Annotated in this window: 18 protein-coding genes; 7 read left to right on the forward strand and 11 right to left on the reverse strand. The window is 69.4% G+C overall.

Going from position 1 to position 17,365, the window contains the following annotated elements:
- Nucleotides 1-21: 21 nt before the first annotated feature.
- From HL652_RS17905 to HL652_RS17920, 4 genes are read right to left on the reverse strand one after another with little or no spacing between them, the layout of a single operon-like run.
- Entirely contained in the window at nucleotides 22-930 is a 909-nt protein-coding gene (locus tag HL652_RS17905) for a branched-chain amino acid ABC transporter permease (RefSeq protein ID WP_171706567.1), read from the reverse strand.
- A complete protein-coding gene (locus tag HL652_RS17910) occupies nucleotides 927-1,634 on the reverse strand; it encodes an ABC transporter ATP-binding protein (protein ID WP_171706568.1) in 708 nt (235 codons plus the stop codon). The genes HL652_RS17905 and HL652_RS17910 overlap by 4 nt, the downstream gene beginning before the upstream one ends.
- Complete coding sequence (locus tag HL652_RS17915; protein ID WP_171706569.1) at nucleotides 1,621-2,391, reverse strand: ABC transporter ATP-binding protein; 771 nt, start codon at nucleotides 2,389-2,391, stop codon at nucleotides 1,621-1,623. Before HL652_RS17915 ends, HL652_RS17910 begins: the two co-directional genes overlap by 14 nt.
- Nucleotides 2,384-3,376 (reverse strand): branched-chain amino acid ABC transporter permease, encoded by a 993-nt coding sequence (locus tag HL652_RS17920; RefSeq protein ID WP_171706570.1) that lies wholly within the window; start codon nucleotides 3,374-3,376, stop codon nucleotides 2,384-2,386. The genes HL652_RS17915 and HL652_RS17920 overlap by 8 nt, the downstream gene beginning before the upstream one ends.
- A 145-nt stretch (nucleotides 3,377-3,521) precedes the next feature.
- Between HL652_RS17920 and HL652_RS17925 the strand changes: the two genes are divergently transcribed.
- The gene (locus tag HL652_RS17925; protein WP_171706571.1) at nucleotides 3,522-4,160 is read left to right on the forward strand and encodes an MBL fold metallo-hydrolase; all 639 of its coding nucleotides are present in this window, start codon (nucleotides 3,522-3,524) and stop codon (nucleotides 4,158-4,160) included.
- A gap of 6 nt (nucleotides 4,161-4,166) precedes the next feature.
- On the opposite strand, the gene HL652_RS17930 is transcribed toward HL652_RS17925, so the two are convergent.
- The 6 genes from HL652_RS17930 to HL652_RS17955 are packed head-to-tail and all read right to left on the reverse strand — an operon-like array spanning nucleotide 4,167 to nucleotide 8,949.
- Complete coding sequence (locus HL652_RS17930; RefSeq protein ID WP_171706572.1) at nucleotides 4,167-4,370, reverse strand: 2-hydroxymuconate tautomerase; 204 nt, start codon at nucleotides 4,368-4,370, stop codon at nucleotides 4,167-4,169.
- Between the two features lie 3 nt (nucleotides 4,371-4,373).
- Nucleotides 4,374-5,408 carry a VOC family protein gene (locus tag HL652_RS17935; protein WP_171706573.1) on the reverse strand — a complete coding sequence of 345 codons (1,035 nt, stop codon included), beginning with the start codon at nucleotides 5,406-5,408 and terminating at the stop codon, nucleotides 4,374-4,376.
- A 1-nt stretch (nucleotide 5,409) separates the two neighbouring features.
- Nucleotides 5,410-6,222: a 2-keto-4-pentenoate hydratase gene (locus tag HL652_RS17940; protein ID WP_171706574.1), complete on the reverse strand. Its 813-nt coding sequence runs from the start codon at nucleotides 6,220-6,222 to the stop codon at nucleotides 5,410-5,412.
- Entirely contained in the window at nucleotides 6,222-7,235 is a 1,014-nt protein-coding gene (gene dmpG / locus HL652_RS17945; protein ID WP_171706575.1) for a 4-hydroxy-2-oxovalerate aldolase, read from the reverse strand. Before dmpG ends, HL652_RS17940 begins: the two co-directional genes overlap by 1 nt.
- Nucleotides 7,232-8,140 carry an acetaldehyde dehydrogenase (acetylating) gene (locus HL652_RS17950; protein ID WP_171706576.1) on the reverse strand — a complete coding sequence of 303 codons (909 nt, stop codon included), beginning with the start codon at nucleotides 8,138-8,140 and terminating at the stop codon, nucleotides 7,232-7,234. The genes dmpG and HL652_RS17950 overlap by 4 nt, the downstream gene beginning before the upstream one ends.
- A 14-nt stretch (nucleotides 8,141-8,154) precedes the next feature.
- Nucleotides 8,155-8,949: a 2-keto-4-pentenoate hydratase gene (locus tag HL652_RS17955; RefSeq protein WP_171706577.1), complete on the reverse strand. Its 795-nt coding sequence runs from the start codon at nucleotides 8,947-8,949 to the stop codon at nucleotides 8,155-8,157.
- Nucleotides 8,950-9,017: 68 nt separating this feature from the next.
- Here HL652_RS17955 and HL652_RS17960 point away from each other — a divergent pair, with 68 nt between their 5' ends.
- The gene (locus HL652_RS17960) at nucleotides 9,018-9,788 is read left to right on the forward strand and encodes an IclR family transcriptional regulator (protein ID WP_171706578.1); all 771 of its coding nucleotides are present in this window, start codon (nucleotides 9,018-9,020) and stop codon (nucleotides 9,786-9,788) included.
- Here HL652_RS17960 and HL652_RS17965 read toward each other — a convergent pair.
- Entirely contained in the window at nucleotides 9,775-11,745 is a 1,971-nt protein-coding gene (locus HL652_RS17965) for an aconitate hydratase (protein WP_171706579.1), read from the reverse strand. The genes HL652_RS17960 and HL652_RS17965 overlap by 14 nt on opposite strands.
- 121 nt (nucleotides 11,746-11,866) lie before the next feature.
- Here HL652_RS17965 and HL652_RS17970 point away from each other — a divergent pair, with 121 nt between their 5' ends.
- From HL652_RS17970 to HL652_RS17990, 5 genes are all read left to right on the forward strand, one after another.
- Nucleotides 11,867-13,117 carry a CaiB/BaiF CoA transferase family protein gene (locus HL652_RS17970; protein ID WP_171706580.1) on the forward strand — a complete coding sequence of 417 codons (1,251 nt, stop codon included), beginning with the start codon at nucleotides 11,867-11,869 and terminating at the stop codon, nucleotides 13,115-13,117.
- Nucleotides 13,117-14,043 carry a hydroxymethylglutaryl-CoA lyase gene (locus HL652_RS17975; protein WP_171706581.1) on the forward strand — a complete coding sequence of 309 codons (927 nt, stop codon included), beginning with the start codon at nucleotides 13,117-13,119 and terminating at the stop codon, nucleotides 14,041-14,043. The genes HL652_RS17970 and HL652_RS17975 overlap by 1 nt, the downstream gene beginning before the upstream one ends.
- Before the next feature lie 105 nt (nucleotides 14,044-14,148).
- On the forward strand, nucleotides 14,149-15,249 hold the full coding sequence (locus tag HL652_RS17980) for a cupin domain-containing protein (RefSeq protein WP_253743911.1): 1,101 nt from the start codon (nucleotides 14,149-14,151) through the stop codon (nucleotides 15,247-15,249).
- Nucleotides 15,246-16,469: an FAD-dependent monooxygenase gene (locus tag HL652_RS17985; RefSeq protein ID WP_171706582.1), complete on the forward strand. Its 1,224-nt coding sequence runs from the start codon at nucleotides 15,246-15,248 to the stop codon at nucleotides 16,467-16,469. Before HL652_RS17980 ends, HL652_RS17985 begins: the two co-directional genes overlap by 4 nt.
- Nucleotides 16,466-17,365, forward strand: coding sequence for a fumarylacetoacetate hydrolase family protein (locus HL652_RS17990; RefSeq protein ID WP_171706583.1), 900 nt, complete (start codon nucleotides 16,466-16,468; stop codon nucleotides 17,363-17,365). The genes HL652_RS17985 and HL652_RS17990 overlap by 4 nt, the downstream gene beginning before the upstream one ends.

Raw genomic sequence — 17,365 nt, forward strand, 5'->3', positions numbered from 1 at the left:
GGATGCGCCGCCGGGTGCGGTCTAGGCGCTGCCCCCGCGCCGGGAGAGCGCGGTGACGAGGGTGCGGGCGCGGCCCCCGCCGGCCCTGCGGTCGGCTCGCTGGGCGAGCAGGATGAGGATGAACGCCCCGTACACGTAGATCTGCTGCCAGGACGTCGACAGGTAGCCGCCCGCGTAGCTCGAGAACAGGCCGATCGCGATGCTCACGACTGCGGCGGTGAGGTACTCCCAGCGGCCGCCGATCGCACCGATCGCGCCGAGCACGGCGAGAGGGAAGATCGCCGTCCAGCCGAACGCCATCAGGGGGGCGAGCAGGATGCCGGCGAGCGACCCGAACAGGGCGGCGATCTGAAAGCTCACGAACCGCATCCGACGGGCATCGATACCCACCAGGCGCGCGCCCACGATGTCGTCGGCGGTCGCGCGCAGGGCCTTGCCGAGCATGGTCTTCTCGAACACCAGGTACCCGGCGAGCAACAGCACACCGCCGCCGATCCACGACAGAAGCGAGTGGGGCAGCACGGTGGCGCCGAGGATGGAGATCGGCTCGCTCGGAAGGAAGGGTCGTGCCGTTCGATCGTTGAGCCCCCAGAACTGCCTCGCCAGCTCGCCGAGTATCAGGGCGGCGCCGAGCGACATCACGACCGGCCCCGTCGACCCCCTGGTGGCGAACCTGTTCAGCATGAGCCAGTAGAGCAGCACGCTCATGAGCGACGAGATGAGCACGGGCAACACGATCGCGAGCGGGAGCGGGAGCCCCAGCCCGTCGTGGAAGGTGCCGAAGAGCAGGGCGCCGTAGACCACGAACGCCCCCTGGGCCAGTGACTCCACCCGCGAGACCTGGTAGGTGACGACCATGCCGAGCGCCACGAGCATGTAGAGCACCCCCACGTTCAGTCCGGCGAAGGTGAGCTGGAGGAAGAAGTTCATGACATGCCACCCAGGTAGAGGTCGACGACCCGCGGGTCTCGACGGAGATCATCGGCACTGCCCTCGAGCGAGACCGTGCCGTTCTCGATGACGGCGGCGCCACCGGCCACGTCGAGGGCCTTGCCGACGTTCTGTTCGATGAGCAGCACCCCGACGCCGGCGGCGGCGAGCGAACCCGCCTGCCGCAGGATGAGGTCGACGTAGATGGGAGCGAGGCCGAGGCTCGGCTCGTCGAGGATGAGGTAGCGCGGGTCGGCCATGAGCGCCCGACCGACCGCCACCATCTGCTGTTCACCACCGGAGAGGTCTTTCGCGCGCTTGCCGAGCAGCCGGGGCAGCTGCGGGAACAGCTCCATCACCCGGTCGAACGACTCCGCGCGCTGGTGCCGAGTGCGGGTGTACGCGCCGAGGAGGATGTTGTCGCGCACTGTCGAGCGCCCGAAGAGGTGCCTGCCCTCGGGCACGAGCGAGAGACCACGGCGCACGCGGTCGTTCGAGCTCAGCGAGGTGATGTCGACCCCGTCGAGAGTCACGGTTCCGCCGCGCACCGGCAGCACACCCGCCAGCGCCCGCGCGACAGTGCTCTTGCCGGCACCGTTCGCACCCAGGAGCGCGAAGACCTGCCCCGGCGAGACCGAGAGGCCGACCCCGCGCACCACGGGTGCTCCGGCGTAGCCCAGCTCCAGACCATCAGCGCTGAGCATCGGCTGCCTCCCCCAGATAGGCGGTGATGACCGCGGGGTCGCGGCGGATCTCGGCGGGCGAGCCCTGCGCGAGAACGGTGCCACGGTCGAAGACGACGATCCGGGAGACGAGCGACATGAGGAACCCCAGGTTGTGTTCGACGAGCAGCACGGTGAGGTCGTGGTCGTCGAAGTAGCCGGCGAGATCGCGCGCGAGGACATCCCGCTCGGTGTCGGTGAGGCCCGCCGCGGGCTCGTCGAGCAGGAGCAGGTCAGGCTCGCCGGCGAGTGCGCGAGCGACGGCCACCAGCCGCTGCTGCCCCGCCGTGAGGCCCTCGCAGGAACGGTCGGCGAGATGACTGGCATGCACCCGCTCGAGCGCCGCTCCGGCCCGCCGGCGCAGCTCGGCCTCGTCGTCGCGCCATCGGCCGAGGTGCAGCATCGCGGCCGGAGCGCCCGTGCGGCCGAGCCGGTGTGCGCCGATCATCACGTTCTCGAGCACCGAGAGCCCCGCGAACAGGTGGGCGTGCTGGAAGGTACGCAAGACGCCCCGCGCTGCGATGCGGTCGGCGCGCAACCGGTCGAGGCGCTGCCCGCTCCAGGCGATGGTGCCGCGAGCCGGCAGCACCGTGCCGCTCACCGAGTTGATGAACGTCGACTTACCTGCGCCGTTGGGGCCGATCAGTCCGACGAACGTGCCCGCCTCGATGTCGACGTCGACACCGTGGATCGCCGCGACGCCGCCGAACTCCACCCGCAGCCCGCGTACCTCAAGCATGACGCTCCCTCCGCGCGCGGCGACGGCCGGCCGTCGCCGAGATGATGCCCGCGATGCCCGAGGGCGATGCAAGATAGACGGCGATCAGGGCGAGGGCCTCGATGAGCTCGACGGTGAACGGCCCCGAGGCGTAGGCGGGCATGGTGACCAGGAAGACGACGACGACGATGCCGAGGAAGATGCTCCGTTCCCCGCCGATGATGACCGCCGCGAACAGCGTGAGGGCCACGGAGAAGTTGAAGTCCGTGGGAGCGATGAACGAGCTGTAGTGGGCGAACATCGATCCCGCGACGGCGGCGGGCACGCACACGAGCAGCCACAGCACCGCCTTCACACGGAACAGCCCGATGCCGGCTGCTGCAGCTGCATCCGGATCCATACCGATAGCGGCGAGCGCCCGGCCGAAGCGGGAGCCGCGGACGTTCCGCGCAAGGAGGAAGAACACCAGGACGAGCAGCCAGGCCAGCACGAAGTAGGCGCTCTCACCCTGCACCTCGAGGCCCAGGATGCCGAAGTCGGGGATGCCGTACAGCCCGTCGCTTCCGCCCGTGACGTCACCGAGGTTGGCGGCGAGCTGCGGCAGCATGAGCACGAGCGCGATGGTCGCCATCACGAGATACCAGCCGCGCAGCCGCAGGATGGGGCTCGTGATGACGGCGAGCAGGAGCGCCCACACGACGCCGATGAGCACCCCCGCTATCGGCGGCAGCTTCCACGCCAGCGCGCTGATGGCCGAGGCGTAGGCTCCCATCGCCATGAAGACCGTGTGGCCGAGGGTGAGCTGGCCGCCGAGCCCGGCGAAGATCGAGACCCCGATCACGGCGATGGCGTAGATGCCCGCCAGCACCAGGAGCGGGAAGACGTCGGTGCCCGCGAGGAGCGGGGCCCCGGCCAGCGCGAACACGGTCAGCACGGCGGGCTGCCAGTACCGGCTCGCGATCGTCGCCGCGCGGATGCGCTGCGACGCGTAGCTCACTTCTGACACGTGACCACCATTCTTCGTCGAATGAGTCGGAAGCGATTGCTCGCAATGCTCCGTATAAGTACTATCGAGTAGCTAACAGTATGCGTTGAGGGATTGCAACGGCAGATCGCCTACGTATCGTGTCGGGCAGAGAAACGAGGAATCCATGAAGATCACCCACTACGGCCACGCCTGCGTGCTGCTCGAAACGGATGCGGCGCGCGCCCTGATCGATCCGGGGGCGTATTGCACGGGCTTCGATGAGCTGCGCGATCTCGACCTCGTTCTCATCACGCATCAGCACCCCGACCACGTCGCTCCCGAGCGACTCGCCGCCCTTCTCGAGGCCAATCCGCGTGCTCGCGTCGTGACCAACGCGGGTGTCGCCGAGGCCCTCGGCCTCACCGAGGCGATCGTCGTCGCCGCAGGCGACGTCGTGGAGGAGAACGGCCTGCGCGTGCGGGCCACAGGCGAGAAGCACGGCGCCATCCACGCCCTCGTGCCCGACGTGGTCAACACGGGATTCGTCGTCGACGACCTGGTCTGGCACCCCGGCGACTCCTTCGACGGTGGCGAGCAGCACGCTCCTGTGCTCCTCGTGCCCGCGGGAGGGCCGTGGATGAAGATCGGCGAGGCCGTCGACTTCGTGCGGGCCGAACGGCCGCGCGTGGCGGTGCCCATCCACCAGGCCGGACTCGCCGCCGTGCACCGCGAGCTGCATTACTCACTGCTCGGCAACCTGGCGCCGGAGGGCACCACGCTCCTCGTGCTCGAGGAGGGCACGCCGACCGAGCTGCCCGGCTGAACGGGATCAGGCCGAGCCATCGCCCCTCTTCTCGGCGATGGTCTGGTGCCCCGACCCCCAGTGGGTCGGCGGCACCTCGGTGATGACGACGCGCACCGTCTCGACGGGCGCACCGATCGTCTCCGAGGCGGTCTTCGTGAGGCCGTGGATGAGCGCCCGCAGCTGCTCCGGCGTGCGCCCCTGCACGAGGGAGACCTGGATGATCGGCATGGTTCAGACTCCGTGGATCGCGCGCATCTCGGCGGCGATGTAGCCGTTGGGAGTGCGGTAGGCGGTGGGGAGCACGTTGGGAGTGCCGTAGGTGTCGAACTCCGCCGGGAGCGGTGCGCCGTACCAGATGATCGCGTTGTCGAGGGTGTCCTGCTTCCAGGTGATCGGCTCGAACGAGGGGTCGTGCACCTGGTAGCCGAGCTGGCCCACGAGTTCGATCCGGTTTCCCCCCGGCTCGAAGACGTAGAGGAACTCGGCCTGGCTGATGCCGTGGTGCGCGGGCCCCGCCTCGAGCTCGAGACCGTGGTCGGTGAGCACGTCGCAGGCGTCGTTGAGGTGCTGCGAGTTGCCGTAGAGGAACGCCACGTGATGCAGCCGACCGCCGACGCCTGTCGCGTCTTTCGTGAACGCCACGTCGTGCGAACGGGTCTGCAGGCGCATCCAGGCCCCCGCCTCGACGTCGTCGCTCATCACGATGTGCTCGCTGAGCCGGAAGCCGAGCACCTCGGCGCAGAACTCCTTGTTCGCCGTGACGTCGCCGGCCATGAGGTTGAGGTGATCGATCGCCTTGATCGGCACCCCCGTGAGCGGCCGCCGCTGCACGCGGTTGAGCAGCCGCGACTGCGCCTGCTCGGGCGGCTCGTAGTAGTCGACCTCCCAGTTGAGGCGCTGGACGGCGCCGTCGGGCAGCGCGAACTCGTAGGCAGCGCCGACGCCGCACTCCCCCTCCACCCAACCCCTCCCGAGACCGGTCTGCTCGATCGCACGGACGCGCCGTTCGAGGGCCTGCTTCGACGTGGTGCGCCAGCCGGCGTATCCCATCCCCGCGGTGTCGCGCTCGGTGATCTTGAGGGTGTGCTTGTACGGGTCTTCCCAGCCACGGAGGAACACCGAGTCGCCGCTGCGCTCGGTCTCCACCATGCCCAGCAGGTCTTTGAAGAACCACACGGTCGCGTCGACGTGGGGCGAGAAGAGTTCGAACGATCCGAACTCGGCGACCTCGAAGAGGGGCTCCGGGGTGTTGTCGGGATTGCGCATGTCAGTCCTTCCTGTCGTCATCGGCGACGGCGGAGTAGCCGGTCACCACGAGTGCGCCGAGAGTGGTGAACTCGGCCGACACCTGGCTGGCGTGCCGGAGCGGCACGGCGTCGGTCAGCCCTCCGGTGAACACGATCTCGCCCGCGCGGAGTGCCTGCCCACGCTCGGCGAGCGCGTTGACCGCGAGGGCGAGGGCTTCGGCGGGGTGCCCTTGCACCGCCGCTCCGGTGGCTGTGGCGACGACCTGGCCATCGACGCTCAGCACGACGGCCTCGAGTCCGAGGTCTAGGTCGCTCGGCGAGACGCCGTTTCCCCCCACGACCACGTAGGCGCTCGACCCGTTGTCGGCGACCACGTCGGGCAACGCGAAGTCGTAGCCCTCGAAACGGCTGTCGATGATCTCGAAGCCCGCGTAGACCCGGTCGACCGCTGCGAGGGCTGCCGCGGCAGTCACGCCCGGCCCCTCGAGGTCGCGGCCGAGCACGAACACGATCTCGGGTTCGATGCGCGGCTGGATGAGCTCGTCGAGCGGAACCGGTTGATCGACCCGCAACAGATAGCTCTCGACCAGCACAGCGGTGAGGGGCGAGCTGATGCCCATGCGCTGCTGTTTCGCCGCGCTGGTGAGGCCGAGCTTCGTGCCGATGACCCGGTCGCCGGCACGAACGCGGTCGCCGATGGTCATGCGCTGCACGGCGTAAGCGGTGCCGAGGTCGAGCCCCGGCCACTCCACCGTGAGCCGGCCGCGAGCCGCGCGCTCACGCTCGGCCTCGACCAGGGCGCGCGCCGCCGAGGCGGCGTCGGTCACGGCCATCAGGCCACGCCCTCGTCGCGCAGCCTGATCGCCACGTCGATGATCATGTCCTCCTGGCCACCCACGTAGTGGGCCTCGCCGACCGCCTGCAGGATCGCGTGCGCCGGCACCCCGTAGCGCTCCTCCGCCCGCTTCGCGTGCAGCAGGAAGGAGTTGTACACGCCGTAGCGGCCCTGGATGACGGCGTCGCGGCCGATCGCCGGGATCTGTGGGGCGATCGCCGCCAGCACGTCCTCGGCCGCGGCGAGGATTCCGGGCAGCTCGATGCCGGTGTCGACACCGGCGGCGTCGAGAGCTGCGACGAGCACCTCGGTCGGCGTGTTGCCGGCGCCCGCGCCGAGCGCCCGCAACGTTCCGTCGAGCTGCCGGGCGCCGACGGCGTGAGCGGCGAGCGAGTTGGCGACGCCGAGGCTGAGGTTCTGGTGGCCGTGGAAGCCCACCTCGGCGTCGTCGCCGAGCTCGTCGACCAGCGCCGCGACGCGTTCCGCCGCCGACTCGGGCAGCAGGGCCCCGGCCGAGTCGACGACGTAGACGCACTGACAGCCGGCATCGGCCATGATGCGGGCCTGACGCGCGAGTTCGAGCGGACTCGTCATGTGCGACAGCATGAGAAAGCCCACGGTCTCGAGCCCCAGGTCGCGCGCGGCGCCGAAGTGCTGCACGCTCACGTCGGCCTCGGTGGAGTGTGTGGCGACACGCATGATCTGCACTCCCGCTGATGCCGCCTCCTTCATGTCGTGAACCGTCCCCAGCCCGGGGAGTACGAGGGCCGCGATCTTCGCGGATCGCGCCTCGCTCGCTGCGGCCTCGATCAACCGCACGTCGGGTACCGCGCTGAACCCGTAGTTGAACGACGACCCGGCAAGACCGTCGCCGTGGGTGACTTCGATCACCTGCACGCCCGCGCCGTCGAGTGCACGCACGACCTGGCGCACGTCCTTCTCGGTGAAACGGTGCCTCATCGCGTGCGAGCCGTCCCGCAGGGTCGTGTCGGTGATGCGCACGCCGGTCATCGATGTGCCCCTTCGAGCGGCTTCGCTGCGTGGAGCAGTTCGGCGGTGCGGTTGGCCGCGGCGGTCATGATGTCGAGGTTGCCGGCCCACGCGGGCAGGTAGTCGCCGTTGCCGAGCACTTCGAGGAAGACGCCCACCCGGGCTCGCCCGTGCCAGAGCTCGCTCGGCTCGTCGAACTGCGGGTCGGTCTTCAGGCGGTAGCCCGGCACGTAGTTCTGCACCTCGGCGACGATCTGGTGGATCGACGCCTCGATGGCGTGCCGATCGGCGTCGGGCTCGATCGCGGCGAACACGGTGTCGCGCATGACGAGCGGGGGCTCCACGGGGTTCAGGATGATGATCGCCTTCCCCCGTTCAGCTCCGCCGACCTGCACGATGGCCTCCGACGTGGTCTCGGTGAATTCGTCGATGTTGGCCCGCGTTCCGGGCCCCGCCGACTTCGACGAGATCGAGGCGACGATCTCGGCGTACTCCACCGGCGTCACGCGTGAGATGGCGTGGACGATGGGGATGGTGGCCTGACCCCCGCAGGTGATCATGTTGATGTTGGGGGCGTCGCCGTGGTGGTCGAGGTTCACCACCGGGCAGACGAACGGGCCGACCGCCGCCGGGGTGAGATCGATGGCACGGATGCCCGCCTCCCGGTAGCGAGGAGCGTTCAGCTTGTGCGGGGTCGCCGCCGTCGCCTCGAACACGACGTCGGGGAGCTCGTCGCGGGAGAGCAGCCAGTCGACACCCTCGGCCGACGCTTCGACTCCGAGACGACGCGCTCGTGCCAGTCCGTCGGACTCGGGGTCGACGCCGACCATGTAGCGCAGGTCGAAGACGCCCCGCCGCTTGAGCTTGATCATCAGATCGGTGCCGATGTTGCCTGGCCCGACTATCGCCGCGATGGGCTTGGACATGTGTGCTCCTTCCGTCAGCCGAGTGCCGGCGCGAATCGTGCGGTGACGCTGCCGAGGCCCGCGAACACCGCGGTGACGGTGTCACCGGGCCGGCCGGGCACCATCGGGGTGATCGCTCCGGGCAGCACGACCTGGCCCGCACGCAACGAGGTGCCGAGCCGGCCGAGCGTGTTCGCCAGCCAGACCAGCGAGGAGATGGGGGAACCCAGCACGGATGCTCCCGCCCCGGTGTGCGCGATGCGACCATTCCGATAGAGCACGGCACCCAGCAGTCGCAGGTCGAGCTCGCGGGGACTGCGCGGGAGTGTACCGAGCACGACACCACCTGAGGATGCGTTGTCGGCGATCGTGTCGGAGAGGGTGATGTCCCAGTCGGTGATGCGCGAATCCACGATCTCGAGCGACGCGACGACGATGTCGACGGCACGGATGGCGTCGGCGACGGTCACCCCGGGCCCTGCCAGATCGCGTCCCAGCACGAAGGCGATCTCGGGCTCCACCCTCGGCTGCAGGAACGTACCGGCGGGAATCGGCTCTCCGCTCAGCACGAACATGTCGTGGAACAGGTGACCGAAGTCGGGCTGGTCGACGCCGAGCTGACGCTGGACGGCGAGCGAGGTCAGCCCCACCTTGTGACCGGCAACGGTGCGGCCCGCCGACCGCCAGGCACTGACCTGCTCGAGCTGGATGGCATAGGCGTCTTCGACGTCGAGGCCGGGATGTGCCGTCGAGAGGCGGCCGATGGGCCTGCCGTCTTCGTACGATCGCAGGAGCGCCTGGGCGGCGTCGCGTCGGGCACTGTCGAGCATTGTTCCTCATTTACTCCGTGTACGTCTTTGTTCTTGACATCCTCTGTGAGACGGCAGACACTCACAACATGCGTTCCGCTCAGCGAGCCAGTGCTCCTTCGATGATCTCCCGCGTCTCCGACATCCTCCAGGCGTTCGGTCACGACGAGCGGTCGATGACCGTCTCCGAGCTGGGCAGGCGCACGGGAATACCCAAGGCATCGACCTCGCGCATAGCCGCCGAGCTCGTCGGCCGCGGCCTACTCGAACGGGAAGGCGACCAGATACGCCTCGGTATCAGGCTGTTCGAGCTCGGCCAACAGGCGAGCCGGCCTGTCGACCTCCGCAGGCTGGCGTTCCCGCACATGACCGAGCTCATGCGTGCCACGGGGCAGACCGTGCACCTCGCCATCCTCGACGGAAGCGAGGTGGTCTACATCCAGATCCTGCGCTCGCGCGCCACCCCACCCCTCCCCTCGCGGGTGGGCGGACGACTTCCCGCACACTCCACCGGAGTGGGCAAAGTACTGTTGGCCTACGCCCCGAGTGCGGTAGTCGACGAGCTGTGCGCGCATCCGCTGCCCTCGGTCGGACCACGCACCATCACCGACCCCGACCGGCTCAGGCGAGAGCTCGGCGCCATCCGCGCGAACCGCCTCGCGTTCGAACGGGAGGAGACCGCAGCCAACGTCGGATGTGCGGCAGCCCCCATCCTCGGGCCGGACGGCGAGCCGGTGGCTGCCTTGTCGGTGTCGGCGCACCTGCACATCACCGATCTGTCGAAGATGGGCCCCGCGGTGTCGACCGTCGCCATGACCCTCTCGCGCGAGGCACGACAGCTCTCACTCAGCGCGTCGTGAGCACGGGCGCCGGCCGGCGGGAGCCCGAACGCACCTGCGCCAGAAGGCCGCCGGCGACCACGGTCTCCCGCTCCGCGGGGGTGAGGTCGATCACCAGCTCGACCGTCGATCCGTCGTCGGCTTCGGCGAGCGCCGCCCGCGATCCTGACGCGACGGCAGCGCGAAGGTCGCGGATCGTCCACCTCACCCCCACCTCGACGTCGGCCTGACCCGGCGCCAGCACGAGAGGGACGACACCCACGTTGATGAGATTGCGGCGGTGGATGCGCGCGTAGCTCTTCGCCACCACGGCCGGCACACGGAGGAAGAGCGGGATGAGCGCGGCATGCTCGCGAGATGAGCCCTGGCCGTAGTTCTCGCCTCCGACGATGAAGCCTCCGCCCGCGGCCCGAGCACGGTCGAAGAAGTCCGGATCGAGGCGCTGGAACATGAAACGGGCGCACGCCTCGATGTTCGACCAGACCGACATGGCGATGGCGCCGTCGGGAGCCATGTCGCCCGTCGAGATGTCGTCGCCCACGACGATGAGCACCTCGCCCGACAGGGTGCCGGCAAGCGGGGCCGGCGCGGGAGGTGCGACGAGGTTGGGGCCACGCTCGATCTCGAGACCGACGCGGGTGTCGGCCGGGAGCGCGTGAGTGATGATCTCGTCGTGCAGGGCGGGTACTGCGGCCGAGGCCGGCCTGATCGGGGGAATTACCACGGTCGCAGGGTCGACGATGCGGCCGGCCAGAGCGCTTGCGGCCGCGGTCGCCGGCGAGCAGAGGAAGACGGCGTCCTCCGCCGTGCCGCTGCGGCCCGGAAAGTTGCGGTTGAACGTGCGCAGCGACGGTGCGCCCTTGATGGGCGCCTGGCCGATGCCGACACAGGGCCCGCAGATGGGTTCGAGCATCCGGGCCCCCGCGGTGAGCAGCTCCTCGTACACGCCCGAAGCGATGATGGCCTGCAGGATCTGGCGCGACCCCGGTGTCACAGTGAGCTGCACGGAGGGGTGCACCTGGCTGCCGCGCAGGATCGCCGCGACTGTCGCGAGGTCGTCGTAAGAACTGTTGACCGACGACCCGACGCACACCTGCACGATGTCGATGGCCTCGAGATCGGCGGCGGCGTGCACATTGCCGGGCGAGTGCGGCAGAGCGACGAGAGCCCCGATCGTAGCCAGGTCGATCGTCAACGACTCGTCGTACCCGGCGCCGGGGTCGGCGGCGAGCGGGCGGTGATCGTCAGCGCGGCCCTGACCGGTGAGCCAGTCGGCGGTGCGCTCGTCGGAGGGGAAGATCGCGGTTGTCGCACCGGTCTCCACGATCATGTTGCAGATGGTCGCCCGCGCCGTCGTGCTCAGTGTCGCCACACCCTCGCCGTAGAACTCGAACACCCGCCCGCGCCCGCCCCGCACGTCGTAGCGCCGGAGGAGTTCGAGCACCACGTCCTTCGCGCTGGCGTGAGCGGGCAGCGACCCCGCGAGCTCGACGCCCACGACGGTGGGACAGACGAGATCGAAGCCGTAGCCCGCCATGGCCACCGCGACGTCGAGCCCGCCCGCCCCGATGGCGAGGCTGCCCACGGCACCCGCCATGGAGGTGTGCGAGTCGGCTCCCACCAACACGGTGCCGGGCCGGGCGAAGTGTTCGAGGTGGATGTAGTGCGAGATGCCGTGGCCGGGCGGCGAGTATCGCAGGCCGTACCTCGCCGCGAAGGTCTGCAGGTACCGGGCGTCCTGCATGTTCTTGTCGTCGATCTGCAGGACGTTGTGGTCGATGTAGACCACGGCGAGCGGTACCCCGATGGAATCGGCGCCGAGCATCTCGAACTGCATCGCCGCCATCGTGCCGGTCGCATCCTCGAGGAGCACCTGATCGACGGCGAGACGGATGTCAGCACCGGCACGGAGCTCTCCCGCCAGCAGGTGATCGGCGAGCAGCTTGCGGGACAGGCTGAGGGGCTCGTGTGGGGTCATCGTGCGTCTCCTTCGTGATCGCGCACAGAAGCCTGGGCGACGCCCGTCCCGGCGGCAAGCAGGTGTTCCACTGGCCGACACAGGGTTGGCGCGGGCACGACGATGCCCGCATAGTGGGGCGATGACCGCCCCGCCTCACCCCGCTCCGCTGTCGGGTATCCGCGTGCTCGAACTCGGCAACTTCATCGCCGCTCCGACGGCAGGACGTCTTCTCGCCGACTTCGGAGCCGAAGTCATCAAGGTCGAGCGGCCAGGCACAGGCGACGAGCTGCGCACCTGGCGGCTCCAGAGCGGCACCACCTCGATGCTCTACCGAACGATCAACCGCAACAAGAAGTCGGTGGTACTCGACCTGCGCACCCCCGAAGGCATCGAGGTCGTCAAAGATCTCGTACGCGAGAGCGACGTGCTGCTCGAGAACTTCCGCCCGGGCACGCTGGAGCGGTGGGGACTGTCACCCGAGGTGCTCGAGGAGCTACGGCCGGGGCTCGTGGTGACCCGCATCTCGGCGTTCGGGCAGACCGGGCCGCTCTCCCCGCGCCCCGGCTTCGCCGCCGTCGCCGAGGCCATGAGCGGATTCCGCGATCTCGTCGGAGACCCCGACCGACCGCCGGTGCGTGTGGGCATCTCGATCGGCGACTCGATCGCGGGGCTCTACGCGGCATTCGGCACGGTGATGGCGCTCTATCGGCGGGAGGCCACCTCCTCCCCCGCTCCACCTGCCGAGCGCGTCATCGACGTCGCGCTCAACGAGGCGATGTTCTCGATGATGGAGTCCCTCATCCCCGACTACGACGGGTTCGGGGTGCGCCGCGTGCGCACGGGTGGACGGATGGAGGGGATCGCGCCGAGCAACGCCTACCTGTGCGCCGACGGGGCGAGCGTCGTCATCGCCGGAAACGGCGACGCCATCTTCGGGCGGTACATGGAGGTCATCGGCCGGCCCGACCTGGCCGTCGACCCCGATCTGAGCGACAACGCCTTGCGCTGGCAGCGCCGCGAGGAACTCGACGCGGCGATCGGCGCCTGGACGATTCGGCACAGCGCCCAGCAGGTGCTCGACGAACTCGACGCCGCCGGCGTGCCCTCCGGTCCGATCTACACCGCCGCCGACATCCTGGCCGATGCCCAGTACGAATCCCGCGGCATGGTTCAGCGGATGCCGGTCTCGACCGGCGAAGAGACACTGCACGACGTCGCGTTCCCGGGGATCGTCCCGGTGCTCGGCGGGAGGTCGCTCCCCATCCGCAGCCTCGGACCCGACCTCGGCGCCCACACCCGCGAGGTGCTGACGGAGGTGCTCGGCTACCCCGCCGAGCGTGTCGACGCCTTGGCGCCTGCGGCACCCACCCCACCGACCACGGAGGAATGATGACGCGGCTCGAACTCGGCAAGCTGCGCGACGTCACGTTGCGCGATGGCCTCCAGCTGACCGGCGGGATGCTGTCGGTCGAGCGCAAGGTGGAGGTCGTGCGCACCTTCCTCGCGCTCGGGGTTCCCGCTGTGGAGATCGGTTCGATGGCGCGCGGCGACGTCGTGCCACCCCTGGCCAACACCGTCGAGGTGATCCGGGCCCTCACCCCGGAGGAGCTTGCGGCGTGCTGGGTCTGGGTCGCCACCCCTCGCCACGTGGCACGGGCGCTGGAAGCGGGAGCGCGCAACGTGCAGTACTGCCTGTCGGCTTCCGAATCCCACAACCAGGCGAACATCGGGCGGTCGGTCGACACCAGCCTCGACGGCATGCCCGAGTCGATCGCTCTCGTGCACGAGGCCGGCGGCAGCATCCAGCTGTGCATCGCCACGTCGTTCACCTGCCCCTTCGAGGGGGCCGTCGACCCGGAACGCGTGCTCGCGATCGCCTCGGATCCGCGCGCCGAAGGAGCGGACGGCATCGTCATCTGCGACACCCTCGGCCAGGCCGTACCCCACGAGGTGCGCTCGCTCATCTCCCGGGTGCGCGACGAGACGCCCCCACGCGACATCGTCTATCACGGGCACGACACCTGGGGCCTCGGTGTCGCCAATGCGCTGGCGGCGCTCGAGGCCGGTGCCTCCACCGTCGACGGGGCCATCGGAGGCCTCGGCGGGTGCCCGTTCGCGCCGGGGGCGAGCGGCAACACCGCGACCGAGGACCTGCTGTTCGCGCTGCGACCCTCGTGGCTCGACCCCACGCGTTTCGCACGGCTCGTCGAGCTGTCGGAGTCTCTTCTTGAGGAGCTGCGCGAGCCGAACCGCTCGAAGGCACGAGAGGGCGCCCGCTCGAAGGCCCCGGTGTTCCCCTGGGTGCTGCCCCAGTAGGTGGAACACAGGTTGACGGCGAGACGCCCTCACGAATAATTGACCGTGTACGGACTACTTTTGTCGGCCGATGCCGCCTGACTGAACGAGGACACTGTTGTGACACTGACCGATGGCTCGCCCGAAGAGCAGATCCAGAACGCCGAGCTCGACCAGACACCCGAACTCCTCGAGCTCTACACCCAGTTCGCCTCCCACCACCTCAGCCCGCTCTGGACGCAGACCTCCGACGTGCTGAGCGTGCATCCGCGATCCAAGGCTGTCCCCTTCGTGTGGCGCTGGAACGAGCTCTACCCGCTCGCGGAGCGTTCGGGCGAGCTGGTTCCGGTGGGTCGCGGCGGCGAGCGCCGGGCGATCGCGCTCGCGAACCCCGGTCTCGGCGGTGCACCGTACGCCACCACGACGCTCTGGGCCGCCATCCAGTACCTCGGCCCGCACGAGACCGCACCCGAGCACCGGCACTCCCAGAACGCCTTCCGGTTCGTCGTCGAGGGCGAAGGTGTGTGGACTGTCGTGAACGGAGACCCCGTGGCGATGCGCCGCGGAGACTTCCTCCTCACACCCGGCTGGAACTTCCACGGGCACCACAACGACACCGACCGGCCGATGGCCTGGCTCGATGGTCTCGACGTCCCCTTCGCCAGCAGCATCGACATCGGCTTCTTCGAGTTCGGCTCGGAGCGCGTCACCGACGAGGCGAGCCCCGCGCTCTCCCGCGCCGAGCGCCTGTGGGCCTACCCGGGCCTTCGGCCGCTGTCGGGCCTCGGTGAAACTCAGAACTCCCCCATCCACGCCTACCGCTGGGAGTACACCGATCAAGCCCTCACGGAGCAGCTCGCACTCGAAGACGAGGGCTTCCCGGCCACCTTCGGGCCCGGCCACGCCGGCATCCGCTACAGCAACCCCACGACAGGCGGCGACGTCATGCCGACGATCAGGGCGGAGTTCCACCGTCTGCGAGCGGGAACGTCGACACCGACCACGAACGAGGTCGGCTCCTCGGTCTGGCAGGTGTTCGACGGGTCCGGCGCGATGGTCGTCGACGGCGAGCGGCGCGAACTCGACCGGGGCGACGTCGTCGTCGTGCCGTCGTGGATCTCGTGGAGCATCGAAGCGGAGTCGCAGCTGGATCTGTTCCGCTTCTCCGACGCTCCCGTCATCGAGCGACTCGGCTTCGCCCGCACCCGCGTGGAGCACACGCGATGAGCGGCACTGAGGCCACAGGCATCACGGACGCCATCGACGAGGTGGTCGTCGTCGGTGGTGGCATCGGGGGGCTCGGCGCGGCTCTCGCCCTGGCGCGCTCCGGTGTACGGGTGCGTCTGCTCGAACGCGCACCCGAGTTCGGCGAGATCGGCGCCGGACTGCAGATCGGTCCGAACGCGGTGCGCTCCTTCGATCGACTGGGCGTGCTCGACGCCATCTACCGGCTCGCCGTGTTCCCGCAGCACGCGCGCATCTCCGATGCGATCACCGGGAAGGAGCTCACACGCATCGACTTCCAGGAACCGATGGTCGAGCGCTTCGGCTACCCGTACCTGGTGCTGCACCGGAGCGATGTGCACTCGGTGCTTCTGGCCGCATGCCGCGCGCATCCGTCGATCGAGCTGGAGAACGATCGCACCCTCGAGGAGGTCGTCGACGAGGGCGACACCATGCTCGTGCGCTGCGCCGGCGGCATCGTCTACAGGGCGAGACTCGTCGTGGGCGCCGACGGCATCAACTCCCGTGTCCGCCGTCTCATCACCGTCGACGAACCCGTCTTCAGCGGTTACACGGCGTATCGCGGAACGATCCCCATCGACCGCCTTCCGCCCGAAGACAGAACGGATGCGGTGCTGCTGTGGATCGGGCCCGGTATCCACCTCATGCAGTACCCGGTGCGCCGGGGCGAGCTGTACAACCAGGTCGCCGTGTTCCGCAGCGAGCGTTACGCCCAGGGCCGCGAGGATTGGGGCACCCCTGAGGAGCTGAGTGAGCAGTTCGCGAAGGCCTGCGAGTCGGTCGGGGTCGCCGTTGGTCGCCTGGGCGATGCGCGCGCGTACCCGAATTACGACAAGGACCCCATCGACAGCTACGTGTCGGGGCGCGCCGTCCTCATCGGCGATGCCGCCCATCCGATGCTCCAATACCTCGGCCAGGGCGCCTGCCAGGCCCTCGAAGACGGACTCGCCCTGGCCGCGGCACTCGGCGGCGGCGTCGACGAACCCGCCGATGCGCTACGTCTCTACGACGAGAAGCGGGTCGCACACACGGCTCGGTGTCAGCGCACCGCCCGCCCGTGGGGTGAGTCGTGGCACACCACCGATGCGACGACGCTCGCCTACCGCGACCGCTACTTCGCGGCCCGACGAAGCGACGACTACTCCGACGTCGCCTGGCTTTACGACGACGCTCTCGCCTGGACGGAGGCCCTCCGCGCATGAAGCTGCTGAGTTTCGAGATCGACGGAGTACCACGGGTGGGCATCGCGGTCGACGACACCATCGTGCCCCTGCAGGTGCCGGCCGGTCGCGGCACGAGTCCCATGCGACGGCTGCTGCTCGAGCACGGACACGACCTCGCCGCGAGCATCGGCGCTCTGAGCGGCGAGCCGATACCCCGAGGGTCGGTGACCGTGCTCCCGCTCGTACCCGACCCGGGCAAGGTGGTGGCAGCCCCGGTCAACTACGTCGACCATCAGGCGGAGATGCAGGAGGATGCCCACATCGACTCCCTCGGTGTGTTCCTCAAGGCGCCCACATCCGTGCTCGCCCACGGCGGAACGGTGCGCCTGCCCTACACCGACAGGCGCTTCGACCAGGAGGGCGAACTCGCGGTCGTCATCGGTCGGCGGGCCTCGCACGTGAGCGCCTCCGAAGCCCTCGATCATGTGGCGGGCTACACGCTGCTGCTCGACATGACGATGCGCGGCGGAGAGGACCGCTCGACCCGCAAGTCGTTCGACACCTTCACCCCTGTCGGCCCCCACCTCGTCACACCCGACGAGGCGGGTGGCTGGGAGAAGATGCGGCTCCGCACCTGGGTCGCGGGCGAGCTGAGACAAGACGCAGACGTCGTCGACCTCATCTGGGGCATCCCGGCCCTCATCGAGTACGCCTCGTCCGTCATGACGTTGGAACCCGGCGACATCGTCACCTCAGGGACGCCGGCGGGTATCGGCCAGGTGCGTGAAGGCGACGCGGTGGCGGTCGAGGTCGAGGGCGTGGGGCGCCTCGAGGTGAGGGTGACCGAGGAGGGCGCGGTGCCGTGCCCGACGAAGGGCGCAGGCCGCGGGCCCCGGCCGCCAGAGACAGTCACCCCCGTGCGGCAGCGCGCGTAG

This window comes from Herbiconiux sp. SALV-R1 (assembly GCF_013113715.1).
Classification (GTDB): Bacteria; Actinomycetota; Actinomycetes; order Actinomycetales; family Microbacteriaceae; genus Herbiconiux.